The organism is Cupriavidus sp. 10L43_2 (assembly GCF_056395265.1).
The window spans coordinates 51,394-75,527 of sequence record NZ_JBFTJE010000001.1 but is presented as its reverse complement, the minus strand read 5'-3'; the positions used below and the strand labels follow the sequence as shown (position 1 = coordinate 75,527).

Sequence of the window (24,134 nt, the reverse complement as noted above, 5' to 3'; positions counted from 1 at the left end):
AAGGAGCTTCCATGGACGCCCAAACCGTAACGGCAGACGCGCAGGCCATCGGCGGAGCCGGTGGCAGCGCGGCTGCGCCCACCTTCCTCGAGCAGCTGACCGAGGCCGGGCTGCTGGTTCCCAGCGGCGTGCTGGGGCTGTATGGCCGTAGCGAGACCTTCGAGGCCATCGCCGAAAGCCTCAACCGCATGGTGATGCGGCTGGGCGCGGATCACCATGCCGAGACGCTGCGCTTCCCGCCGGCCATCGGCCAGCACGACTTCGAGACCAGCGAGTACCTGAAGAGCTTTCCGCAGCTCGCCGGCACCATCCACAGCTTCTGCGGCGACGACCGCGGCCATCGCCGCCTGCTGGCCCGGCTCGAGGACAAGGAAGACTGGACCGACCAGCAGCAGCCCACCGGCGTGGTGCTGACGCCGGCCGCCTGCTATCCGGTGTATCCGGTCGTCGCGCGGCGCGGGCCGCTGCCGCCCGAGGGCAAGATCATCAACGTGATGTCCTACTGCTACCGGCACGAGCCGTCGCTGGAGCCCACCCGCATGCAGCTGTTCCGCCAGCACGAATACGTGTGCATCGGCTCGCCCGAGCAGATCATCGCGTTCCGCCAGTTGTGGATGGAGCGCGGCCAGGCCGCCGTGCAGGCGCTGGGCCTGCCGATGGAGGTGGAGGTGGCCAACGACCCGTTCTTCGGGCGCGGCGGCAAGATCGTGGCGGACAGCCAGCGCGAGCTGAAGCTCAAGTTCGAGTTGCTGATTCCGGTGAACGACGGGCTGGGGCCCACCGCCTGCATGAGCTTCAACTATCACATGGACCACTTCGGCGCGCTGTGGGGCATCCGCACCGCCGATGGCGGCACGGCGCACACCGGCTGCGTGGGTTTTGGCATCGAGCGTCTCACCTTGGCGCTGCTCAAGCATCACGGGCTGGATCCGGCCCGTTGGCCGCAGTCGGTACGGGAAACGCTCGGAGGCCAGTAAATGTACGGTGACGGCAGGCTTCGGCCGCGGGGCGGCCCGGCATTGCATGGTGGCAATCCGGTGTGGGCACACGCCAATCGCCATATCGATCTCTGGGTCGAGCTGCTGCATGGATGGGAGCTGGAGCCCGTGGCGGCCCTGCCGTTCGCCGTGACACAGGATTTCGAGGGCGACCAGTTCACGCTGTCGAGCTTTCCGCCTGGGGATCTTGAGCGCCTGTACGGCATCCACACCAATGAGTTGTCCACCTACGACAAGCTCGAGACCCACGTGGCCGCGCAGACCTGCCGGGGCAACGTGGTGCTACTGGAAGTGGACGGCTTCTACCTGCCGCAGCCGCCCAATGCCTACCGCCGCCAGCACACGCGCTCGGCCATCGGCATCGACGTGCTGGTACCGGAGGCCAATGCCGTGGGCTTCTATCATGGCGATGGCTACCACACGGCCAGCGGGGACGACTACACGGCCATCTTCCGTCAGGCGACCATCGCCCCCGAGTGGGAGGCGCCCGCGTTCCCCCATGCCGAGGTCGTGCGCCGGCGCTTTCCGGCGCAGGCGGGGGAGGCGCTGGTCACGGCCTCGCTGGAACTGCTGCGCCATCATCTGGCGTGCCGGCCCCGCCAGAACCCGATCACCGCGTTCCGCAGCGCGTTTCCCGCGCACCTGGAGCAACTGATGGCGCGCGGCGAGCCGAACTTCCAGGTCTACGCGGCCAGCGTGCTGCGGCAGCTTGGCGCCAACTTCGAGCTGCTGGGGCGCTATCTGCGCTGGCTCTCGGAGCACGGCCAGCCGCAGCCCGACGCCATCTGCGAAGCCTGCTACACGATGGCGTCCGAGGCGATGGTGATGCAGTTCCGCCTGATGCGCGCCGTCATCAGCCACAAGCCGGACCCGTGCCAGGACTGCCTCGACCAGCTCGAACTGTCGTACGAAGGCACCGTGCCGGCGCTGGCCGCTTATTTCGGGGAGACCGTCTCATGACTGCGCGTGATCCGGAACCGGCGCTGCAACCTGTCCTGTGGTCCGGCGTGGCCGTGGGCGATGCGCGGCTGGAGGGCGACTGGACCTTCCTGGAGACGCTGGCCGGCGCGGCCACGCATCCCCGTGAACTGGGCGAGGACGGGCACTGGCTGCCCGCGCCGGTGCCGGGCACGGTGGCCAGCGCGCTGCGCGCCGCCGGCCGGTGGGACGAGTCCGCCCCGCCCCCGCTGCACCAGCACGACTACTGGTACCGGCTCCACTTCGCCGGCAGTGGCCGCCGCGTGCTCCGCTGCAACGGGCTGGCGACGCTGGCCGAAGTCTGGCTCAACGGCGTGCAGGTGCTCACCACGCGCCATATGTTCGTGGCGCACCAGGTGGCGGTGCAACTCCAGGGTGCGGACAACGTGCTCCATATCTGCTTCCGCGCGCTGCATCCGTGGCTGCGCACGCAGCGCGGCGCGGTGCGCTGGAAGCCGCGCATGATCCAGCCGCCCACGCTGCGCGCGGTGCGCACCACGCTGCTCGGCCATATGCCCGGCTGGTGCCCGCCCGTGCACGCGGTGGGCCCGTGGCGCGACATCGAACTGCTGCACCCCGAAGGCGCGGACGTCGTGCATGGCGCGCGCGCCGTGCTGGCCGGTCATCTCGATGGCCGCGACGGCGTGGTGGCACTGCAACTCCACTTTCCCGGCCCGGCGCCGATGCAGGGCAGCTTCCGGGCCGAAGGGTCCGATGGCGGGGTCTGGCAGGGCGAACTGCGCCGTGTGGGCGCGCATTCGCTGGCCGGCACCCTGCGCGTGCCCGATGCCCGGCGCTGGTGGCCCCATACCCACGGCGAGCCGGCGCTGTATCGCGTGCAGGCCGAAGTGGGTGGCCATGCCATCCCCTGCGGCCAGACCGGCTTCCGCACCATCACCGAAGATCGCGACGGCGAGCCCGGCGCGTTTGCGCTGCGCGTGAACGGCGAGCGCGTGTTCTGCCGGGGCGCCTGCGTCTCCAGCCACGACCTGCCGGGCCTGGCCGACACCGACGACGCCGTGGCCAACTGGCTGCGGCTGGCGCGCGATGCCGGCGCCAACATGGTCCGCGTCAGCGGCGTGACCTGCTATCCCGGCGAAGCGTTCTACCGCCAATGCGATGCCCTCGGCCTGATGGTCTGGCAGGACTTCATGTTCGCCAATTTCGACTATGGCAGCGAGACCAGCGCGTCGCCGGCCCTGATGGACGACGCCGCGCGCGAGGTCGCCCAGTGGCTGGCCGGCACGCGCGCCCATGCCAGCCTCGCCGTGCTCTGCGGCGGCAGCGAGGCCGAGCAGCAGGCGGCCATGCTCGGCACGCCGCGCGGCGCGTGGCGCCAGCCGCTGTTCGACACCCTGATTCCCGCGCTCGTGGCCGAGCATCGTCCCGATGTGGTCTATGTGCGCAATTCGCCCAGCGAAGGCGCCTGGCCGTTCCAGCCCGATACCGGCATCACGCACTACTACGGCGTGGGCGCCTACCAGCGCCCGCTGGCCGATGCCCGGCTGGCCAACGTGCGCTTCACGTCCGAGTGCCTGGCCTTCGCCAACGTGCCGTGCGCGCGCACGCTGACCGAGGCGGGGCTCTCGCAGCCGCTGCACGACCCGCGCTGGAAGGCGCGCGTGCCGCGCGACGCCGGTTCCGCCTGGGATTTCGAGGACATCCGCGATTTCTACCTGCGGGCGCTGTACGAGGTCGATCCGCCCCGCCTGCGCTACGAGCAGCCGGCGCGCTACCTCGCGCTCTCGCGCGCCGTGGTGGCCGAGATCATGACCGACGTCTTCAGCGAATGGCGCCGCGCCGGCTCCACCTGCATGGGCGGGCTGGTCTGGCAACTGCAGGACCTGTTGCCGGGCGCCGGCTGGGGCATCGTCGATGCCCGGGGCCGGCCGAAATCGGCCTGGCATGCGCTGCGGCAGGTCTGGCAGCCGCTCCAGGTGCTGATCACCGACGAGGGCCTGAACGGGCTGCACGTGCACGTGGTCAACGAATCGGCCACGCCACGCACCGTGCAACTGACCTTCCGCTGCCTGCGCGATGGCGAAATCGCCACCGTCCACGCCACGCAAACGCTCACGCTGGCCCCGCGCGAGACGCGCCGGCTCGTCGCGGCGGAACTCATCGATCACTTTTTCGATTTCACCTACGCCTACCGCTTCGGCCCGCCCGCGCACGACGTCGTCCTGGCCACCCTGCACGACCCCGCGGACAGCAACGCGTTGCTCAGCCAAGCGGCGTATTTGCCGGACCGCCGCGCCGCCGCGCTGCGCGCGCCAGGGTTGAGTGCGCAGGTGGAACAGTTGGAGGGCGTGTGGTGGCTGACCGTCAGCGCGCAGCGCTTTGCACGCTGGGTGCACATCGAGGACCATGCGTACCGCCCGGAGCAGGACTGGTTCCACCTTGGACCGGGGGAATCGCGGCGTATCCGCCTGATGAATGAGGCAGGGGGAGGGGGCGGGTCGGACGCCATTCCTTCAGGCGAGATCTCCGCCCTGAACGCCGAGCGCCCGCTCTCCTACGACGCCTGATCTCATCCTCTCAACCCCTGCCCGCTGCGCCATATGCGGCGCGGCAGGGCGGCACATCCGCCGGCTCCGGCCCGTCGCGCGTCATCCCCGCGTCATCCCCGCCTCTCCGCCGTTTGTATCCTCCTTCCCTCCCAAAGCATGACCGCCGCACCAACCGTCTGCCTACTGTCGATTCTGATCTGCATGGCCCTTAATAGAGTCAACAACGAGATAGCAAAACCGGGGCCCGCGAGGTGCCGGGGGTAAAGAGGGTGGCAGCTACGGGGCTGCCAGAGATCGCCAGAAAACGCAAACGGGTGGAGCGGCGAGATCGGGTCACAGCCTGCATGGAGATTGCCATGCGGGGTGGAGGACCGATGCTGCTCCCGGGTCAGAGGGAGGAGAATCACCATGATTACGCATCGGTCAGACTTGCATGTCAATCACCTGCTCAACGCGTTGCCGCGTCACGAATGGGAAACGCTTTCGCGGCATTTCGAACTGGTCCGGCTCCGCGCCGGTGAGCTGCTGACCGACTCGGGCCAGCGCATCGTCCACGTGTACTTCCCGACCACGTCGGTGGTTTCGCTGCTGTCGCTGCTCGAAGACGGCGCCACGGTGGAATTCGCGGCCGTCGGCAACGAAGGACTCGTCGGCATTCCCGTGGTCACCGGCGGCGACACCATGCCGAGCCGCGTGGAAGTGCGCAGCCCCGGCTTCGCCTACCGTATCCCCGCCCGCGCCCTGCGTGCCGAACTGGCCCACATGCCCGCCCTGCAACGCGTGACCCTGCTCTACGTGCAGGCCGTGCTGACGCAGATCGCGCAGACCGCCGCCTGCAACCGCCACCATTCGCTCAACAAGCAACTGTGCCGCTGGCTGCTGCTGGCCATCGACCGCATGAGCTCCAACGAACTGGTGATCACGCAGCAGGTCATCGCCAACATGCTCGGCGTGCGCCGCGAGGGCGTGACCGAAGCGGCGGGCAAGCTCGAGGACCTGGGCCTGATCCACCATAGCCGTGGCCACATCACGGTGCTGGATCGCTGCGGGCTGGAGAAGCATTCCTGCGAATGCTACAAGCTCGTCAAGCGCGAGTACGACCGCCTGCTGCCGGCGCTGGTGCAAGCCTGATTTCCGCAGGGCGATGCGGCGCGGCATCACGCCGCGCCGCATCGCATTCCTGCCGAAGGATCCTTGCGCCAACCGGAGAGCCCGCTATGACGGTCACCTCGCTTGACTTGCCCGACCTCGATGCCAAGCCGGGCGGCGACGCCCAGGCGGCAGTCGTCCCGCTACGCATCGGCCTGCTGCTGGACAGCCCGCAGGCGTTGCATCACCTCTACCAGCTCGTGCTCTGGGCCCGCAAGCAGCCGGGCCTGGCCATCACCCATCTGATCGTGCACGGGCCCGTGCAGGGCGGCGTCTCGCCGTGGGACCGCCTGCTCGCGGCCACGCTGCGCGGCCTGATGCGGGCCGAAGGCACGGTGCTGCGCGGTACCTATCGCGGCCACCTGACCCGCCACGACCTCGCGCGCTCGATCCCCGAGCGCCTGGACATTGCCGCGCCGATGCCCGGCGCCAACGGTCACATACAGTTCGACGTCGCCGCGGTGGAACAGGTACGCGCCCTCGGGCTGGACCTGCTGCTCGGCTTCGGCCCCGCCACGGTCGATGCGCGGATTGCGGCTGCCGCGCGCATCGGCACGCTGTGGATGCGTTATGGCCGGGGCGGCGTGGCGCCAGCCGCCGGCTTCGACGAATGCCGGCACGCCGAGCCGGCCACCGGCTTCGCCATCGAACGCATCGACGGCACGCGCCGCGTGCTGCGCGCGGGCCGGGTGGGCACGCGCGTGAGCTACCTCGAAAACCAGGCCCACCTGTACCGCAAGGCCGATGTGCACCTGCGCGCGCTGCTGACGGGCATCGCCACGACGGGCACGCTGCCCTCGCCGGCCGGCGCGCCGGTTCCCGGGCTGGCCCGGCCCCGTGCGCGCGACCTCGTCGGCTACGCGGGCCGCCTGTTCAAGCGCGCGGCGATCAAGGGCACCCAGCGCGCGCTGCACATGCGGCGCAAGTTCGGCATCTCGATCCTGCAAGGCTCCTGGCGCAACGCCGATCTGCGGCAGGCCGTGGAGGTGACCGCGCCGCGCGGCCGCTTCTGGGCCGATCCCTTCCTGTGGACCGGGCCCGATGGGCGCGTGGTCTGCTTCGTGGAGGACTACCGCTACGCCACCGGCCGCGCCCATATCTCGGCGCTGGAAATCGTCGGCCATCGCGCGGTGGACCTTGGCGCGGTGATCGTCGAGCCGTACCACATGTCGTTCCCGTACCTGTTCTCGTACGAAGGGGCGCTATATATGTGCCCCGAATGCTCGGGGTCCGGACAGATCCGCGTCTATCGGTGCGCCGAATTCCCGCTCAAGTGGGAGCTGGCCGCCGTGCTGATGGACAACGTCTCCGCCGCGGACACCGTGCTGTTCCCGCGCGACGGCAAATGGTGGATGCTGACCAGCATGGACCCCGCCGACGTGAAGGACCATTGCAGCGAGCTGTACCTGTTCTCGGGGCCGTCCCCGCTCGGCACGGACTGGACGCCCTGCGCGGCCAACCCGGTGCGGATTGACCCGGCCGGCGGGCGCAATGCCGGCCTGATCATGGACGGCGGGCGCATCTACCGGCTGGCGCAGCGCCAGGGCTTCGACCGCTACGGCGAAGGGCTGATCGTCAACGAGGTGCTGGCGGTCTCCGACGAGGCGTACCGCGAGCGCGAGGTGCGCCGCATCGACCCCGACTTCGGCCGGCGGCTGATCGGCTCGCACCATATGACCAGCACCGGCACGGTCACCGTGGTGGACCACGTGCGGCGGGAGTTCGTGTTCTGAGTGCCTTGGGCGCCCGGCTACGGGCGCCCGATCGACCGCTGTACCGCCTTGGTTCAGCGCAGCGCCGGCTCCGGATCGATGCCGGCCACGAGGGCCGCGATGGTGTCCGCGTCCTCGCAGAAATGGGTACGCAGGTACTGGTCGAGCATGGCGTAGACCGCCTCGCGTGCCGCGTAGGACCGCAGCGCGTGGTCCACTTCATCCGAAATCACGCACTTCACATGACGATAGCGCCGCAGTTGCCGCCCGCGCGCGCCGAAGTGCGTGGCGAGTTCCCCCAGGCCCGGATCGTAGCCGCCGAAGACCAGCCACACCGGCACGCTGCGTTCATCGAGCCGACGAATGAGGCCGTGCACCTGACGCACTGGCGTATCAGCGCGAGTAATCCACGCGGCCAGTGTCTGCGCCCGCGTGCGCACGCGGGCCACGATGCGGCGGCTCAACTCCATGGCAATCGAGCCGATTTCCGCGTCGCCCTTGAACACGCGTACCCATTTCTGCGTGTCCAGCGCGGCGGTCAGATACACGCGCGTGGCCGCCTGGCGCGGGCTGGGGCGCTGCTGCACCACGTCCTGGATGCCGAGCCCTTCGGGCCACTGGAACTTCTGCACATTGACCAGCACCGCGCCCGCCACGTGCTCGCTGCCGGTGGCCGCGTGCAGCCCCACGAAGGCGCCCGAGCAGATGCCGAACAGCACCACCCGGCCGAAGCCCTGCGCGGCCAGCCACGCGGCGGCGGCGGTCACGTCGCGGCGCAGGTGGCTGCCGTAGGGCTGGAAGGCGTACTGGGGCAGCGCCAGCGAGACGCTGTCGCCAATCCCGCCCAGATCCATCCGCATCGACGCAATGCCGCGCCGCGCAAGGTAGCGCGCGCAGAGCACGCCCATGCGCGCATCGCCCACATGATGGCCAGCGCCGGTGTTGATGATGAGCACCACCGGCGCGCCGTCGCCGCGCGCGGCGGCAGGCGGCTCGCACAGGATGCCGAACAGGCCGTCGGCGCCGTAGTGCGCGCGGCGCTCCACGAAGCGGTCGCCGTGCAGTACCGGCGCGTCGTCGGCGGACAGGCGGCGCACGCGCGCGTTGTCGGGCTCGCGCACATCGGTCTCGGGTACGCCGGCCAGCCACGCCGTGGTGTGCCGGAACGCCTGCCAGGGCAGGTCGTTCAGCTCGGGATAGCTGACATAGGTCTCGTATTCGTCGAACGGCGCCTGCGTCACGTCGCAGCCGAGCGCGGCGGCGCTCTCGGCCAGCCGCCCGGCGCCGTCGAGCGTGCTGGCCGACAGGATCAGCATGCGTGCGGCGGGCCGCTGGTGCAGCTGCCCGGGTTTGCCGAGGTCGCACGCCTGGATGGCGTCGATGGTGTCGCGGTAGAAGCGGTTGCCGACCACGGTCATGAAGTCTTCGGTCTCGGCCGGATCGAGCTGGTCGGCCGGGGACGATCGCGCGGTGCTCTGCAACGCGCGCAGTTCGCGCAGATGGTCACGCCCACGCACCACCGGCGCCAGCAGCACCAGCGCGTCGATCGCCTCCGCCTCCATCTCCTGCGTGGCGAGTACCGCCAGCAGCGCGCCGAGGCGGATGCCGCACAAGGCCACGCGCGTCACGCCGGTACGTTCGCGCAGGACGCGCACGGCGGCCACGATGCTGGCCGTCCACGCCTGCAGGCGGGCAGGATCGCTCTCGTCGCCATCGGAATCGCCGGTGCCGTGGTAATCGAAGCGCAGCGCCGGCATGCCGTTGGCGGACAGCGCCGTGGCGAGGTAGCGCCAGCCACGGTGGGTCATGATCGCTTCCTGCCCGAACGGGTTGCACAGCACCACGCCGCAGGGATCGGCAGAAAGGGGGGCAAGGGGGGCAAGGGGGACGATGGGCCGGTGCAGCCAGCCGTAGCACCCGTCGAACAGCAGCGGTTCCATCACGGCGTGCACCATCCCCGGGCCATGCGGCCCGTGGCCGCCGTGCCCGTGTCCGTCCCCGTGTCCGTCCTCGTTCGGGCCGTCGCCCGCGCCGCCCATGGCGCCGCCGCCCTCAGGCACCCGCATGGACGTGCACCGGCCCCGCCGCGCCGAACGTGGCCACCAGGCCAGACAGCGTGCGGTCGTAGGCGGACTCCAGCACATCCAGGCAGTCCGAGCAGGCATCGGTCCGGCCGCGCGCCACCGCGCGGGCCAGCCGGAACTGCAGCACCTTGGCTTCCGTGGCGATGCTGTGCGCCGCGTCCACCACAGGCTCGGGCACCTTGTGCCCCTGCCGCGTGAGCCACGTCAGGTAGTGATGCAGCATCTCGAAGTTGGCGCCGAGCTGGCGCGGCACGTTGAAGGTGTACTGGTGGAAGTAGGCATCGCCGCGCGCCAGCATCCGCTCCATATGCGACGGAAACACCGCGCGCAGCCGGCTCACCGGGTTGGCGGCGGGGCGCCGCGCCAGATGCTCGCGCAGCAGCCGCACCGAGGCATCGGCCAGCATGCCCGGCGCCACCGGCGCGCGCACGCGCTTGGCGCACTCGGCGTAGGGAAACAGCAGGTCCGGATTGCCGGAGAGTTCGGGCGTCAGGCGCAGCAGGCCCTCGTAGTCGTCGCCATTGACCGTGTGGTAGCCCAGGCCGTGGTAGTAGCCCAGCCGGCGCGCCTGCGCATCGATCATGTCCACGCCGATCGACGTCTTGACGTGTTTCTGCCGATAGGAAGTGGCCTTGGTGTCCGGCAGGTAGTAGCTGTCCACCTCCACCAGCACCGTGTGGCCGCGCCCGACCTGTTCGACGAGATGCGCCTCCAGCGCATCGTAGAGCGCCATCTCCTGCACCACGGTGCCGTAGAGCCGCTCGATGTCGTTGGTCGGGTATTTGAAGAAGGTGAAGTGATCGCCCTCGAAGTCCTGCGTCACGGTGAACGGCAGCGCGGCGCGCGGTTCGAGCCCCCAGCCGTTGAGCAGTTCGATCCACAGGTCGATGTAGCAGTTGGTCTCCTGCCAGATCACGTCCTCGCCATGCAGCGCATGCGGCGCGGGCTGCGGCGTGCTGCGTGCCAGGGTCGCCGTGACATTCATATGGATTCTCCTCCGCTGTGTAGGCATGCCGCGCAGCCGGGCGCGGCCAGACGGTCTCCATTACAGCCCCAACCGCGCCAAAGATTGGTGCGCGAGGCAACACAGGCGCCGCAGCAAGGTGCACGTTTGCGCGCATGCTGGCGGGGCACCGGCAAGGGGCAGGCCGCGTGCAGGCAGTGGCACTTTTCCCGGCCTTTTCGCGCTCTGATGGGCACGCCACCGCACGCCGGGCAAGGTGTGCGGAAGCGTACAGAGACGGCGAGGGGCCGTTCCTACACTGCAACTCATGGATTGGGACGCGTGCCGCCAGCGTTGCGTCGCGCGCATTGAGAGACAGCGGTGAGCATGGGGAGCGTGAGCGCAGTGCGCAGCGCCGTCCATGCCTTTGGACAGACCAGGAAGGCGGGCATGAACTGGGTGGACAAGGAATTCAGCGAGCTGACCACGCGGGAGCTGTATCAGATCCTGCGCGTGCGCAGCGAGGTCTTCATCGTGGAGCAGGGCAGTCTGCTGCTCGACGTCGACGGCAAGGACATCGTCGGCACGCACGTGCTCGGCGTGGAGCCGGCCGAGGACACACAGCAGGTGGTGGCCTACGCCCGCCTGCTCAAGGGGGAAGGCAGCGAGATCCGGATCGACAAGTTCCTCACGCGCATGTCGCGTCGCGGCGACGGCACGGCCGAGGCATTGATGCGCAGCGCGCAGGAGGCCATCCAGACGCGCTGGCCCGGTGCGCCGGTGGGCATCCAGGTGCCGTTCTACCTGCGCGAATTTTGCGAGGGGTTCGGCTTCAGCAAGCGCGAGGGCCCGTACCTGGAACACGGTACGCATTTCATCGGCATGGTCTGGCAGCCGCCCCGCGCGCGCGCCCGGCTGTTCCGTCTGACACGCTGAGCCGCATGCGGCCCGGCCGGGAGAGCATTCCATGAACCAACCGATTCCGGTGGGCCTGCCGCCCGTTACGCTCGGCGCAGCCCTCGCGCCGCCCGTGACCGCGGCACTGCCCGTCATCCAGTTTCCGATCCAGCCCGTGATCATGGCCGGTGGCGCCGGCACGCGGCTGTGGCCGCTCTCGCGCGAACAGTTTCCCAAGCAGCTCCTCAACCTCGTGGCGGAAGACAYGCTGCTGGAGGCCACCGCGCACCGCTTCGACGGCGTGGCGGTGCTGGCAGGCCGCCCGGCCGGCATCGAGCCGCCGCAGTTGGTGGTCTGCGGCGAGGAACATCGCTTCATGATCGCGGACATGATGAAGCGCGCCGGCAAGCCCGCGCGCCTGCTGACCGAGCCCTGCGGCCGCAACACCGCCCCGGCGCTGACCGTGGCGGCGCTGCACGCGATGGCGGCTACGGATGGGGGCGATGTGGTGCTGGTGGTGACGCCGGCCGACCACAGCGTGACGGACGTGCCGGCGTTCCGCCAGGCGCTCGCCACGGCGGTGCGCCATGCCGACGCCGGTGCCATCGTCACGCTCGGCGTGGTGCCGGTCTCGCCGGAAACCGGCTACGGCTATATCCGCGCCGGCGGCACGGCGGTCGATGGCGCCTACACGCTCGAAAAATTCGTCGAGAAGCCGCACCTGGAACTGGCCCGCCACTACGTGGACTCGGGCGGCTACTGGTGGAACAGCGGCATCTTCGTGGTGCGCGCGGCAGTGTGGCTGCGCGCGGTGAGCCAGCTCCAGCCCGAGATGTATATGCAGTGCCGCGCCGCCTACGAGGCTGGCGAGGCGGGTGGCGACACGTACAAGCTGAACCGCGAAGCCTTCGGCGCGTGCCAGTCGGACTCCATCGACTACGCCGTGATGGAAAAGCTCGAAAGCCTGCCCGACGTGCCCGGGCGCGTGGTGCCGCTCGATGCGGGCTGGTCCGATGTCGGCTCCTGGGCGGCGATCTGGGACATCGCGCCCAAGGATGCGCTTGGCAACGCCGCGCGGGGCCGCGTGGTGTTCGATGGCGCGACGGCCTGCCTCGCCCACTCGGAAGGCCGGCTGATTGCCTGCGTGGGCGTGCATGACGTGGTGGTGGTGGAAACCGCCGACGCCGTGCTGGTGGTCGACAAGGCCCACGTGCAGGACGTGAAGAACGTGGTGCAGCGCCTGCGCGCCGAGCATGGCAGCGAGGTGGTCAACCATCGCAAGGTGCACCGCCCGTGGGGCTGCTACGACGCCATCGACCATGGCGACCGTTTCCAGGTGAAGCGGATCGTGGTCGAGCCGGGCGCCAGCCTCTCGCTGCAGATGCACTACCACCGCGCCGAGCACTGGGTGGTGGTGCGCGGCACCGCGCGCGTCACCTGCGGCGAGACCGTCAGCATCCTCAGCGAGAACCAGTCCACCTACATCCCCATCGGCACGCTGCACCGGCTCGAAAACCCGGGCAAGACGCCGCTGGAGATCATCGAGGTGCAGTCTGGCGCCTATCTGGGGGAAGACGACATCGTGCGCTTCGAGGACAACTATGGCCGCAAGTAAGGAGATGCCGCGATGACCGGGCTGATTGCCTGCGCGCTGGACCTGCTGCTGGTGGCGGGCAGCGCGCTGCTGGTGCACCAGCTCATGGTGCCCGCCGCGCTGCCGGGCCATGGCCTGCCGCTGGCCTGGTCGGACACGCAGACCATGCTGGTGTTGTTCAACGCCCTGCTGGCGGTGGTGCTGTTCGCCGCGTTCGGGGTCTACGGCCAGTGGCGCGACCGCTCGCTCAGCCAGCTCACCCACCGGGTGCTGGCGGCCTGCGGCGTGGTGGCGCTGGCCGGCATGGCGCTGCTGTGCACGCCGCGCCTGGAGAACGTGCCGACCTCGTGGTTCATCGCCGTGACCGCCGCCTCCGCGGGCATGCTGGTGCTGGCGCGGCTGGTGCCGGGCTGGGTGGCGCGACGGCTGGGCCGGGCGGCCACGCGCACGCGCACGGTGGCCGTGGTCAGCACGCGCGCCCATGCCCGCAACATGCTGGCGCAGCTGGCCCACGCGCCGGGCGCGCAGTATCGGGCGGTGTGCGTCTATGACGAGAGCGACGATGCCCCCGAGTGGCTGCACAACGTGCCGGTCTGCGCCAACTTCCGCGACTTTGCCGGCATGGTCCGCGCGCGCGCCATCGACGAGATCTGGCTGGCGCTGCCGCTGGCGGACCAGCATCTGGTGCGCCGCTTCGTGCGCGAGTTCCGCAACGACTTTGTCGACATCCGTTACATGCCGGACCTGCGCGGCCTGCCGCATCTGCAGTGCTCGGTGGACAAGGTGCTCGGCTATCCCACGCTGAACCTGGCCGTCTCGCCGGCCGATGAATACCAGCTCTGGCCGAAGGAGATCTTCGACCGCGTGGCGGCTGCGCTGGCGCTGGTGGCGCTGGTGCCGCTGTTCGTGGTGGTGGCGGCGCTGGTCAAGCAGTCCTCGCACGGGCCGGTGTTCTTCCGGCAGCGCCGCAAGGGCTACGACGGCCGCGAGTTCGAGATCCTCAAGTTCCGCACCATGTGCCTGCACGACGAGGCGCCCGGCACGGTCACGCAGGCGCGGCGCGGCGATCCGCGCGTGACGCGCGTGGGCGCGGTGCTGCGGGCGCTGTCGATCGACGAACTGCCGCAGCTGCTCAACGTGCTGCGCGGACAGATGTCGCTGGTGGGGCCGCGACCGCATGCGCTGGCGCACGACGATCTCTACAAGAACCTGGTGGAGGGCTACATGCACCGCTACCGCATCCGCCCTGGCCTGACCGGCTGGGCGCAGGTGAACGGGTATCGCGGCGAGACGTCCACGGTGGAAAAGATGGAAACGCGGGTCAAGTTCGACCTGTTCTATATCCGGAACTGGTCGTTCTGGTTCGACATGCAGATCATCCTGCGCACGCCGGCGTGCATTTTGCTCCGGCGCAATGCCTACTGAGAGCAGCGCGGGCGTACTGAGACACGGTATGTGATGTGGCGGCAAGGCAGCGCGGCAATGGAGCCCGCCCGCTGATCCGCCGGGGGACGCCAAGATGGACCTATCGGTAATCATTCCCAGCTACAGGCGCTGCGACGACCTGGACCGCTGCCTCCGCGCGCTGGCGCGCCAGCAGCGCCCCGCCGACGAGGTGGTGGTGGTGGCGCGCGCCGACGACGCGCCCACGCTGGCGCTGCTCTCGCGCTGGCTCTCCACGGCCAGCGCCGACACCCTGCCGGGCCTGCGCCTGGTGACGGTGGACGAGCCGGGCCAGGTGGCCGCCAACAACCGCGGCTTCGCGGCTGCGCGCGGCGACATCCTGTGCCTGACCGACGACGACGCCGCGCCGCATCCAGACTGGCTGGCGCGTATCGGCGGCCATTTCGCGCGCGATGCCAGCCTCGGCGGCGTGGGCGGGCGTGACCGCGTGCACGAAGCCGGCCGCGTCCTGCAAGGCGCGGCGAACTGCGTGGGCCAGGTGCGCTGGTACGGCCGCGTGATCGGCAATCATCACATCGGCGCCGGCGCGCCGCGCGACGTGGACGTGCTCAAGGGCGTGAACATGGCGTGGCGGCGCAACGCGGTGGCCGGGCTGCGCTTCGACACGCGGCTGCGCGGCGCGGGCGCCCAGGTCCACAACGACCTCGCCTTCAGCCTGGCCGTGCGCCGTGCGGGCTGGCGGCTGCTGTACGACCCGGCGCTGTGTGTCGATCACTTTCCGGCGCCGCGTGCCGATGCCGACCAGCGCGCGGTCTTCAACGCCGAGTCCTATTACAACGCCAGCTACAACCTCCACCTGGTACTCGACGAGCACCTGCGCGCCACCGGCGTGCCGGCCAGCCGCCGGGCGATGGCGGGCGCGTGGCAGGTGCTGGCGGGCTCGCGCAACTACCCGGGCTGGCTGCGCGCACTGGCGCTGTGCCTGGGCGGCGAGGGTGGCCGCGCCTGGCGGCGCATGGCGCTCGCGCAGCGCGCCCGGGCCGATGCCCTGATGGCGCTGCATGCCCCCGACGCCATGCGGCGCATGCCCCACGTGGTGCCGCCCACGTCCGGTGTGCCCGAACGTGCGGAAACAGACGTCCGCCCCGATGCCGGCGGCGCTTCAATGACTCCCATCGGTATGCAGCAACAAGGGCGCGCAGGCGCCGACAAGGAGAAGCTGCCATGGTAAATCGATTCCTCCCCCGCCTCGTTACGCTGGCCATGCTGGCCGCGCTTGGCGGCTGCACCTGGGCACCGGGGCCCGCACTGGACAGCAGCCGCATCCAGGACGACCTGTCCGCCAAGACCGGCACGGATGTCTATCCGGTCAAGCTGATCACCGCCGACGTGGTGCGCGCCCAACCGGACTCCATCGCGCTGGCCGCCGCCGTGCCCGATTCGCCGGCCCGCACGGGCAAGCTGGGCGACGACCTCGACGGCTACGAATACCTGATCGGACCGCAAGACCTCGTCGGCGTGACCGTGCTCGACCACCCCGAGATGAGTTCCGGCCTGCTGACCGCCCCGGTCACCGGCGCCACCGCGCCCGTGCCCGGCGTGCCACAGGTCACCCCGACCGGGCTGCCATCGGACCAGAGCGGCTACCGCGTGGACCGTACCGGCGAGATGTACTACCCGCCGGTGGGCAAGCTGCGCGTGGGCGGCAAGACCGTCGACCAGGTGCGCGCCATGATCACCGGGGCGATCAAGAACACCGTGCGCGACCCGCGCGTGGATGTGCGCGTCATCGCCTACCGCAGCAAGCGCGTGGACGTGACCGGGCAGGTCCGCACGCCGGGCATGCTGCCGGTGACGGACGTCCCGGTGACGCTGGTCAACGCCATCACGCGGGCCGGCGGCTTCGCGCCGGAGGCGGACGTGCAGAAGGTGCGCCTGACCCGCGACGGCAAGCTGTTCGAGTTCGACCTCGAGGCGCTGATCGAACGCCGCAACGGCGCGCATGACTTTCTGCTGCGCGGCGGCGACGTGGTCTACGTGCCGGACCGCCTGTCCAGCCGCATCTTCGTGCTCGGCGAGGTGGCGCGCCCGCAGTCGCTGCTGATGAACAAGGGACGGCTGTCGCTGGCCGACGCGCTGGCAGGCGTGAACAGCATCGACGTGAAGGCGGCCGACCCGCGCCAGATCTTCGTGATCCGTGGCATGCGCGACAAGCCGCAGACGCCCGACGTGTACCGGCTGGACATGACCCAGGTGGACGCGATGCTGCTGTCCACGCAGTTCCGGCTCGAGCCACTTGATGTGGTCTACGTCGGCACCTCGGACGCCGTGCGCTTCAACCGCGTGCTCGACCAGATCACCCCTACCATCCAGACCCTGTTCTTCACAGTGGAACTGGCTCGCTAGCATCGTCAGGACGGAGCCGACATGAATACCCCTTTCCAGCGTCCCTACGGTACGCCACTGCCCCTGGAGGACGACGAGTTCATCCTGCGCGATCTGGTGCGCATGGTGCGCCAGCAGCTTGGCTGGGTGATCGGCATCACGGCCGTGGTGGCCGCGGTGGCCACGCTCTACGCCTACTCGCTGCCGGCGATCTACGCGGCGGATGCGCTGCTCCAGGTGCAGGCGAAGAACTCGGACAGCCCGCTGTCGCGTGCCTCGCAGGTGATGGGCGGCACCTCGCAGCTGGGGACCGAGACCGAGATCGAGATCATCCGCAGCCGCTCGGTGCTTGAGCCGGTGGTGAACGCGTTCCGACTCAACGTCTCGGTGTCGCCGGTGGTGATGCCCTATCTCGGCAACCTGGCGCGGCGCTTCGCCAAGTCGGGCGAGCCGGCGCCGGCCTGGTTCGGCCTGTCGCGCTACGCCTGGGGCGGCGAGCAGATCGACCTGGAACTGCTCGGCGTGCCGGCGGCGCTGGAAGGGGTGCCGCTGACGCTGCGCGCGCTCGGCAACGACAGCTTCGCGCTGTACGACCCCGAAGGGGTGAAGCTGCTGACCGGGCAGGTGGGCGAGATTGCCGACGACGGTCCGCTGCAGATCCGCATCGGCAAGCTCGTGGCGCGGCCCGGCACCGAGTTCACGGTCACGCGCTCGAACCAGCTTGCCGCCATCGGCGGGCTGGCCAAGTCGCTGCTGGTGCTGGAGCAGGGCAAGCAGACCGGCATCGTGCAGATTTCGATGGAGAGCAGCGACCGCGTGCGCGCCATGCAGATCGCCAACGCGGTGGTGCAGTCCTACGTGCGGCAGAACCTGGAGCGGCATCAGGAGGAAACCGCCCGCACGCTCGACTTCCTGAACGCCGAGGTGCCGCGCGTGCGCGCCGACCTGGAGAAGGCCGAAGACGCGCTGGCCGCGCTGCAACAGCGCCAGGGCGCGGTGAAGCCGACGTCGGAAGCCCAGTCCTACCTCGCGGGCGGGCTGGAGCTGGATCGCCAGATCGCCCAGCTGAACCTGCAGCGCACGCAGCTGCTGCAACGCTTCATGCCGGGCCATCCGCAGGTGCAGACCATCGACACGCAGCTCGGGCAGCTGCGCGCGCTGCAACAGAAGCTGGAATCGCGCTTCCACGACATGCCCGCGTCCGAGAAGGCCGGCGTGCGCATGGAGCGCGACGTGAAGATCGCCCAGGAGATCTACATCTCGCTGCAGAACAAGACGCAGGAGCTGATGATCAACCGCGCCGGCATGGTCGGCAATGTGCATGTGCTAGACGAGGCGCTGGTGCCGTCGTCGCCGGTCAAGCCCAAGCGGGCGCTGATCATCGCGGCCGGGCTGATCCTCGGACTGGTGCTGGCCGTGCTGACGGTGTTCATGCGCCGCGCGGTGTTTGGCCGCATGCACGAGATGGAGGAGATCGAACGCCGCCTGGCGCTGCCGATGTTCGGCGAGATTCCGTTCAGCCCGGCGCAGAGCTGGCTGGAGGACTACTCGCGGCTCGAGGCCACGGCCCCGCCCGAGCTGCCGCTGCCGGTGGAACTGGCCGGCGCCGAGCACGTGCCGGTGACGCCCGAGCGCGCCGAGGAATGGCTGCCCGCCGCCACCCGTCCGGTCCTGGCGGAGAGCCGGCCGCACGACGAGGCCATCGAGGCGCTGTGCGGCATCTGCACCCAGTTCCAGTTCACGCTGGAGCAGATGGGCCACCGCGTGGTGGCGATGGTCGGGGCCACCTCCGGGGTCGGCAAGAGCTTCGTCACGTCGAACCTCGGCACGCTGCTGGCCAAGTCGAACCGCCGCGTGCTGCTGATCGATGGCGACCTGCGCCGCCAGCGCCTGTCAGGCTACTTCAACCGGGCCGCCGGCATGGGCCTCTCGGAAATGCTGGGCGGCCGCATCGACGCCAACCAGGCCGTGGTGCCCACGGGCGTGTCGAACCTCTGGATCGTGCCCGCCGGCAACTTCGGCGCCACGCCGGCCGAGCTGCTGATGAACACCCGCTTCCGCCAGGCGCTGGACACCTACTCGCGCACCTACGACCTCGTCATCATCGACACCCCGCCGGTGCTGGACCACAACGATGCGATGGCCGTCTCCGCGCTGGCTGGCGCCACCGTGATGGTGCTGCGCACGGGCGCCCATACCGAGGAACAGATCGTCGATGCGGTCAAGCGGCTCAAGCGCGCTGGCGGCAATGTGGTGGGGGGCATCCTCAACACCGTGGTCGGCGAGGCCGTGCCGCAGTCCGACAGCCTGAGCGACACGCTCGCGCGCGCGTCCGGGCAGCCCGCCTGATGCGCCGCCCCGCACGTCACGCACACCACGCACCCCTCCCGGGAGCCCGCCCGTGATGACCCTCGCCCTCGACGGCCCCCGCCGCGCCAACCGCCAGCTCCACCCGGCGCTGGTGCCGGGGCTGTTCTTCGCCTTCGTGCTGGTGCTGATCCTGCTCAGGCTGGGGCGCGTGGTGGAGCTGGCGTACCCGGTCGGCGCCGTGCTGGTGGGGCTGATGTGCTACCGGCGCAACCCGGCCGAGTACGTGTCCTTCATGTGCTGGCTCTACTTCCTCTCGCCCGAGGTGCGCCGCATCGCCGACTTCTTCAACGGCGCCTACAACCCGATCAGCCCGATCCAGATGGCGCCGGTGCTGGTGGCCATCCTCAGCGGCCTGACCGTGCTCACCCACTACCGCGTGGTGGCGACCAGGCGCGCCTTCCCGTCGCTGCTGATCGTGCTGGCGATGACGTACGCGCTGGTGGTGGGATGCATCCGCAACTCGGTGCCGTCCGCGCTGTTCTCGTTCGGCTACGCCATCATCCCGGTCTTCGTCGGCTTCCATGTGCTGGCCACCTGGAAGCACTTCCCGGTCTATTCGCGCGTGCTGGTCTCCACGTTCAGCTGGGGCATGTTCGTGATCGGCATCTACGGGGTGATCCAGTACGTGCTGATGCCGCCCTGGGACGCCATGTGGATGCTGAAATCGGGCATCGGCTCGGTGGGCGAGCCGCTGCCGTTCAGTTTCCGCGTGTTCAGCACGCTCAACTCGCCGGGGCCGCTCGCCACGGTGCTGATGGGCGGCCTGCTGTTCATGCTGGCCGGGCGCGGCAAGGTGGTCTGGGTGGGCGCGGTGTCCGGGCTGGTGGTGCTGATGCTCACCGCCGTGCGTTCGGCCTGGGGCGGGCTGATCATCGGCGGGATCTACGCGCTGGCCTGCATCGACGCCCGCACGCGTGCCCGGGTGATCCTCGCCATCCTGATCGTGTCTGCGCTGTCCGTGCCGATGTTCGCCGTCGAGGAGTTCGCCAAGCCGGTGCTGGACCGCATGGAGAGCGTCACCTCGATCAAGGACGACCGCAGCTTCCAGATCCGCATGCGCTTCTACGAGTCCTTCCTGGCCGCGGCGACCAGCGACATCGCCGGGGCGGGCATGGGTTCGGTCGGCATCGGCACCAAGCTCGATTCCGCCACCAGCCAGCTCGGCAAGTTCGGCGTGTTCGACAGCGGGCTGATGGAGATTCCGTTCGTGATGGGCTGGCCCGGCACGCTGCTCTACCTCACCGGGCTGCTGTGGATGATTGGCCGGGCGATGAAGCGCGGGCTGGCGATGAAGTCCAACCGGCTGCTTGCCGCCGCCGTGGGGACGTCGATCGCGCTGGTGTCGATGCTGGTGTTCAGCAACACGCTGAACGCGTTCGACGGCATCCTGTTCCAGCTCGGCGTGACGCTGCCCGTGATCGGCCATCGCTACGCGCGCATGCTGGCCGCATCGGGCGGGGCCACGCCATGATGCCGGCATCCGCCACAGGGGCCTCGGCAGTGTCGGCCGTGCCGCCGCTGCGTGTCGCCATCGTCACGCACGTGGTGGACCGCAACGACGGGCAGGGCCGCGTGAACCACGAGATCGTGGCGGCGGCGCTGGCGGCGGGCTGCGAGGTGACGCTCGTGGCCAGCCAGGTGGCGGCGATGTGGCGCGAGCATCCGCGCGTGCGCTGGCACGCCGTGCCCGAGGCGCGGCTGCCCACGGCGCTGCTGCGCTACCAGGCCTTCGCCGTGGCGAGTGGCTGGTGGCTGGCGCGGCACCGCCGGCAGTTCGACATCGTCCACGTGAACGGCTTCATCACCTGGGCCCATGCCGATGTGAACACGGCGCACTTCGTGCACCACGGCTGGCTCCATTCCGGCTACTACCCCTACCGCCTGCGCGACGGCGCGCGCGCCGCCTACCAATGGGCCTACACGCGGCTCAACGCCCGGCTGGAGCGCATGGCGTTCCGCCGCGCGCGGGCGGTGGTGGCGGTGTCGCCGCGCATCGTGGCGGAACTGCGGGCGACCGGCGTGCCGGTGGATGGCATCGAGGTCATCCCGAACGGCGTGGATACCGCCGAGTTCGCCCCGGGCAAGGTCTGCCGCGCGCGCTTCCGGCTGCCGGTGGGCGTGCCGCTGCTGCTGTTCGCGGGCGACCTGCGCACGCCGCGCAAGAACCTGGATACCGTGCTGGCGGCGCTCGCCCAGGTGCCGGAGCCCGTGGCGCTGGCCGTGGCCGGCAACGCCGAAGGCAGCCCCTATCCGCAGCGCGCCCGCGAACTCGGGCTGGCTGACCGCGTGCACTTCCTCGGCCATGTGGCCGACATGCCCACGCTGATGCGCAGCTGCGACGCGCTGGTGTTTCCGTCGCGGTACGAGCCGATGGGGCTTGTGGTGCTCGAGGCCATGGCCAGCGGCATGGCGGTGCTGACCGCGCGCTCCACGGGCGCGGCCGGACTGGTGCCGGATGGCGCCGGCATCGTGATCGACGACCCCGACGACGCCGTGGCGCTGGCCGCCGCGATCCGCCACTTCACGGCCGACCCCGGTGCGCTGCGGCGCATGGGGCAGGTCGGCCGCGCCGCGATGCTGGCGCAGGGCTGGGACGCGATGGGCCAGCACTACCTGCAGCTCTACCGCCGCCTGGCCGTGCGGCCCGTACCCATCCGATCGCAGGAATCCGACATGACGCTGAAGGGAGAGACCCGATGACCGCACGACTGGCGATTGGCGACCTGACTGCACCGCATCATCCCCCTGGCGCGCTGCGCGTGCAGCCGGGCGCGAACGACGCCGGCCCCGAGACGCTGGCGGCACAACTCGCGCAAGCCGCGCGCCCGCCGCTGTCCGCGTTCCAGATCGGCATGCACTGGTTTCCCGAGCGCGCGGGCGGGCTGGACCGCATGTACCACGCGCTGACCGGCGCGCTGCCGGCAGCCGGGGTGGAGGTGCGCGGCATGCTGGCCGGCTCCGGCGCGGCGGCGGCCGACACCCATGGCGCCATCAAGGCGTTCGCGCCGGCCGACGCGAGCGTGCCGATGCGGCTGCTGCGTGCGCGCCGGACGCTGCGCGCGATGCTGGCGCAGGAGACGCCCGATGTCATCGCCTCGCATTTCGCCCTCTACACCTTGCCCGGGCTGGACCTGATCCGCGACTACCCGACCGTGATGCATTTCCACGGCCCCTGGGCCGCCGAGAACCAGGCCGAGGGCGTGGCGGACGCGGCCAGCCGCATCCAGCATCGCGTGGAGGCTGCCGTCTATGCGCGCTGCCGGCTCCATATCGTGCTGTCGATGGCCTTCGGCCGCGTGCTGCAAACGCGCTACGGCGTGGACCCGGCGCGGATCCGCATCGTGCCGGGCTGTGTCGATGCGGCGCGCTTCAACGTGCCGATGGACCGCCGCGCCGCGCGCCAGGCGCTGAACCTGCCGACCGATCGCCCGATTGTGCTGACGCTGCGCCGGCTGGTGCGGCGCATGGGGCTGGAGGATCTGATCGATGCGATGGCGAGCGTGCGCCGGAGCGTGCCGGATGCGCTGCTGCTGATCGTCGGGCGCGGCACGCTCGATACCGAACTGCGCGAGCGCGTCGCCGCCATCGGCCTGCAGGATCACGTGCGGCTGCTTGGCGCGCTGCCGGATGCCCAGTTGCCGCTGATCTACCGCGCGGCGGACGTGAGCGTGGTGCCCACGCTCTCGCTGGAGGGATTCGGGCTGACCACGGTGGAATCGCTGGCGGCCGGCACGCCGGTGCTGGTAACGCCCGTGGGCGGGCTGCCCGAGGCCGTGCGCGACCTGTCCGAGGCGCTGGTGCTGCCGTCCAGCGGCATGAGCGCGCTGGCGGCCGGCCTGACCGATGCGCTGCGCGGCAACCTGCGGCTGCCGGACGCCTACGCGTGCCGCCGCTACGTGCGCGAGCGCTTCGACGTGCCGGTCATCGCGGCGAAGGTGGCCCAGGTGTACCGCGAGGCGGTCAATCAATGCGAATGAACAGGCCAGCAGGATCGAGGGAGTAAAGATGAAAGTTGCAGTGGTCCATGACTGGCTGGTGGCCTACGCCGGCGCCGAACGGGTGCTCGAGCAGATCCTGCGCTGCTATCCCGAGGCGGACGTGTTCAGCCTGATCGACTTCGCCGAGGAACGCGCCTTCCTGCAGGGGCGGCCCGTCACCACCTCGTTCATCCAGCGGCTGCCGTTCGCGCGCACGCGCTATCGCGGCTATCTGCCGCTGATGCCACTCGCCATCGAGCAGCTCGACGTGTCCGGCTACGACCTGGTGATCTCCAGCTCGCACGCGGTGGCCAAGGGCGTGCTGACCGGCCCCGACCAGCTCCATATCAGCTACGTCCACACGCCGATCCGCTATGCGTGGGACCTCCAGCATCAGTACCTGCGCGAGAGCAACCTGCAATACGGGCTGCGCTCGGTGCTGGCGCGCATGCTGCTGCACTACATCCGCAACTGGGATGCCCGCACGCGCGATGGCGTGGACCACTACATCGCCAACTCCGCGTTCGTGGCGCGGCGCATCCGCAAGATCTACGGCCGCCATGCCAGCGTGATCCATCCGCCCGTGGACGTGGAAGCCTTCGTTCCCGGCGGCCCGCGCGAGGACTACTACGTCACGGTGTCGCGGCTGGTGCCGTACAAGCGCGTGCCGCTGATCGCCGAGGCCTTCGCGAAGATGCCGGACCGCAAGCTGATCATCGTCGGCACCGGCCCGGAGCTGGACAAGGTGCGCCAGGCGGCTGGGCCCAATGTGCAGGTGATGGGCCACCTGCCGTTCGAGGCCATGCGCCGCACCATGCAGCACGCCCGGGCCTTCCTGTTCGCGGCCGAGGAGGACTTCGGCATCTCGGTGGTGGAGGCGCAGGCCTGCGGCACGCCGGTCATCGCCTATGGCCGGGGCGGCGCGCTGGAGACGGTGCGCGACGAGAAAAGCGCCATGCCCACCGGGCTGTTCTTTGCCGAACAGACCGTGCCGGCGATTATCGACGCCGTGGAGCGCTTCGAGCGCCAGCCCGAACTGTTCCGCCCCGAGTACTGCCGGCTCAACGCCGAGCAGTTCTCGGCCGACCAGTTCCGCGAGGCGCTGCTGGGCTTCGTGGCGCGGGCGCGGGCCA

16 protein-coding genes and 1 pseudogene are annotated in these 24,134 nt (G+C 70.0%); 15 read left to right on the top strand and 2 right to left on the bottom strand.

Annotated features, from left to right (window positions below):
* Nucleotides 1-11: 11 nt before the first annotated feature.
* The 5 genes from AC1DEL_RS00310 (at nt 12) to AC1DEL_RS00290 (ending at nt 7,368) form a co-directional block, all read left to right on the top strand.
* Nucleotides 12-977, top strand: a complete 966-nt coding sequence (locus AC1DEL_RS00310) for an amino acid--[acyl-carrier-protein] ligase (protein WP_477105210.1) — start codon at nt 12-14, stop codon at nt 975-977.
* The gene (locus AC1DEL_RS00305) at nt 978-1,958 is read left to right on the top strand and encodes a DUF1839 family protein (RefSeq protein ID WP_477125128.1); all 981 of its coding nucleotides are present in this window, start codon (nt 978-980) and stop codon (nt 1,956-1,958) included.
* On the top strand, nt 1,955-4,504 hold the full coding sequence (locus AC1DEL_RS00300) for a glycoside hydrolase family 2 protein (RefSeq protein WP_477125129.1): 2,550 nt from the start codon (nt 1,955-1,957) through the stop codon (nt 4,502-4,504). The genes AC1DEL_RS00305 and AC1DEL_RS00300 overlap by 4 nt, the downstream gene beginning before the upstream one ends.
* Before the next feature lie 390 nt (nt 4,505-4,894).
* Nucleotides 4,895-5,617 (top strand): Crp/Fnr family transcriptional regulator, encoded by a 723-nt coding sequence (locus AC1DEL_RS00295; protein ID WP_092294220.1) that lies wholly within the window; start codon nt 4,895-4,897, stop codon nt 5,615-5,617.
* Between the two features lie 86 nt (nt 5,618-5,703).
* On the top strand, nt 5,704-7,368 hold the full coding sequence (locus tag AC1DEL_RS00290; RefSeq protein WP_441591185.1) for a glucosamine inositolphosphorylceramide transferase family protein: 1,665 nt from the start codon (nt 5,704-5,706) through the stop codon (nt 7,366-7,368).
* A 53-nt stretch (nt 7,369-7,421) separates the two neighbouring features.
* Here the strand turns inward: AC1DEL_RS00290 and AC1DEL_RS00285 are convergent, their stop codons facing one another.
* Both AC1DEL_RS00285 and AC1DEL_RS00280 read right to left on the bottom strand, forming a co-directional pair.
* A complete protein-coding gene (locus AC1DEL_RS00285) occupies nt 7,422-9,413 on the bottom strand; it encodes a serine aminopeptidase domain-containing protein (protein ID WP_477125130.1) in 1,992 nt (663 codons plus the stop codon).
* On the bottom strand, nt 9,400-10,416 hold the full coding sequence (locus tag AC1DEL_RS00280; RefSeq protein ID WP_255370795.1) for a DUF1839 family protein: 1,017 nt from the start codon (nt 10,414-10,416) through the stop codon (nt 9,400-9,402). Before AC1DEL_RS00280 ends, AC1DEL_RS00285 begins: the two co-directional genes overlap by 14 nt.
* Before the next feature lie 408 nt (nt 10,417-10,824).
* Between AC1DEL_RS00280 and AC1DEL_RS00275 the strand changes: the two genes are divergently transcribed.
* The 10 genes and pseudogenes from AC1DEL_RS00275 to AC1DEL_RS00230 all read left to right on the top strand — a co-directional run.
* Entirely contained in the window at nt 10,825-11,310 is a 486-nt protein-coding gene (locus AC1DEL_RS00275; RefSeq protein WP_092294228.1) for a GNAT family N-acetyltransferase, read from the top strand.
* 31 nt (nt 11,311-11,341) lie between these two features.
* Nucleotides 11,342-12,886, top strand: coding sequence for a mannose-1-phosphate guanylyltransferase/mannose-6-phosphate isomerase (locus AC1DEL_RS00270; RefSeq protein WP_477159048.1), 1,545 nt, complete (start codon nt 11,342-11,344; stop codon nt 12,884-12,886).
* Between the two features lie 12 nt (nt 12,887-12,898).
* Nucleotides 12,899-14,290, top strand: coding sequence for an undecaprenyl-phosphate glucose phosphotransferase (locus tag AC1DEL_RS00265; RefSeq protein ID WP_092294230.1), 1,392 nt, complete (start codon nt 12,899-12,901; stop codon nt 14,288-14,290).
* 94 nt (nt 14,291-14,384) lie between these two features.
* Nucleotides 14,385-15,500 carry a glycosyltransferase gene (locus AC1DEL_RS00260; protein ID WP_441591182.1) on the top strand — a complete coding sequence of 372 codons (1,116 nt, stop codon included), beginning with the start codon at nt 14,385-14,387 and terminating at the stop codon, nt 15,498-15,500.
* Nucleotides 15,494-16,675 carry a polysaccharide biosynthesis/export family protein gene (locus AC1DEL_RS00255; protein WP_092294234.1) on the top strand — a complete coding sequence of 394 codons (1,182 nt, stop codon included), beginning with the start codon at nt 15,494-15,496 and terminating at the stop codon, nt 16,673-16,675. The genes AC1DEL_RS00260 and AC1DEL_RS00255 overlap by 7 nt, the downstream gene beginning before the upstream one ends.
* 21 nt (nt 16,676-16,696) lie before the next feature.
* Nucleotides 16,697-19,003 (top strand): polysaccharide biosynthesis tyrosine autokinase, encoded by a 2,307-nt coding sequence (locus AC1DEL_RS00250; protein ID WP_092294236.1) that lies wholly within the window; start codon nt 16,697-16,699, stop codon nt 19,001-19,003.
* Nucleotides 19,004-19,058: 55 nt separating this feature from the next.
* On the top strand, nt 19,059-20,495 hold the full coding sequence (locus AC1DEL_RS00245) for an O-antigen ligase family protein (protein WP_477105222.1): 1,437 nt from the start codon (nt 19,059-19,061) through the stop codon (nt 20,493-20,495).
* Nucleotides 20,496-20,542: 47 nt separating this feature from the next.
* Nucleotides 20,543-21,724, top strand: a complete 1,182-nt coding sequence (locus AC1DEL_RS00240; RefSeq protein WP_092294394.1) for a glycosyltransferase family 4 protein — start codon at nt 20,543-20,545, stop codon at nt 21,722-21,724.
* A 152-nt stretch (nt 21,725-21,876) separates the two neighbouring features.
* Nucleotides 21,877-23,001 carry a glycosyltransferase family 4 protein gene (locus AC1DEL_RS00235; RefSeq protein ID WP_477125148.1) on the top strand — a complete coding sequence of 375 codons (1,125 nt, stop codon included), beginning with the start codon at nt 21,877-21,879 and terminating at the stop codon, nt 22,999-23,001.
* A pseudogene (locus AC1DEL_RS00230) lies at nt 22,982-24,127 on the top strand (glycosyltransferase family 4 protein); the annotation flags it as partial. The gene AC1DEL_RS00235 and the pseudogene AC1DEL_RS00230, both read left to right, overlap by 20 nt.
* Nucleotides 24,128-24,134: the final 7 nt, after the last annotated feature.

Coding starts and splice junctions, on each gene's coding strand:
- AC1DEL_RS00310 (WP_477105210.1), top strand. CDS start 12: ATGGACGCCCAAACCGTAACGGCAGACGCGCAGGCCATCGGCGGAGCC.
- AC1DEL_RS00305 (WP_477125128.1), top strand. CDS start 978: ATGTACGGTGACGGCAGGCTTCGGCCGCGGGGCGGCCCGGCATTGCAT.
- AC1DEL_RS00300 (WP_477125129.1), top strand. CDS start 1,955: ATGACTGCGCGTGATCCGGAACCGGCGCTGCAACCTGTCCTGTGGTCC.
- AC1DEL_RS00295 (WP_092294220.1), top strand. CDS start 4,895: ATGATTACGCATCGGTCAGACTTGCATGTCAATCACCTGCTCAACGCG.
- AC1DEL_RS00290 (WP_441591185.1), top strand. CDS start 5,704: ATGACGGTCACCTCGCTTGACTTGCCCGACCTCGATGCCAAGCCGGGC.
- AC1DEL_RS00285 (WP_477125130.1), bottom strand. CDS start 9,413: ATGCGGGTGCCTGAGGGCGGCGGCGCCATGGGCGGCGCGGGCGACGGC.
- AC1DEL_RS00280 (WP_255370795.1), bottom strand. CDS start 10,416: ATGAATGTCACGGCGACCCTGGCACGCAGCACGCCGCAGCCCGCGCCG.
- AC1DEL_RS00275 (WP_092294228.1), top strand. CDS start 10,825: ATGAACTGGGTGGACAAGGAATTCAGCGAGCTGACCACGCGGGAGCTG.
- AC1DEL_RS00265 (WP_092294230.1), top strand. CDS start 12,899: ATGACCGGGCTGATTGCCTGCGCGCTGGACCTGCTGCTGGTGGCGGGC.
- AC1DEL_RS00260 (WP_441591182.1), top strand. CDS start 14,385: ATGGACCTATCGGTAATCATTCCCAGCTACAGGCGCTGCGACGACCTG.
- AC1DEL_RS00255 (WP_092294234.1), top strand. CDS start 15,494: ATGGTAAATCGATTCCTCCCCCGCCTCGTTACGCTGGCCATGCTGGCC.
- AC1DEL_RS00250 (WP_092294236.1), top strand. CDS start 16,697: ATGAATACCCCTTTCCAGCGTCCCTACGGTACGCCACTGCCCCTGGAG.
- AC1DEL_RS00245 (WP_477105222.1), top strand. CDS start 19,059: ATGACCCTCGCCCTCGACGGCCCCCGCCGCGCCAACCGCCAGCTCCAC.
- AC1DEL_RS00235 (WP_477125148.1), top strand. CDS start 21,877: ATGCACTGGTTTCCCGAGCGCGCGGGCGGGCTGGACCGCATGTACCAC.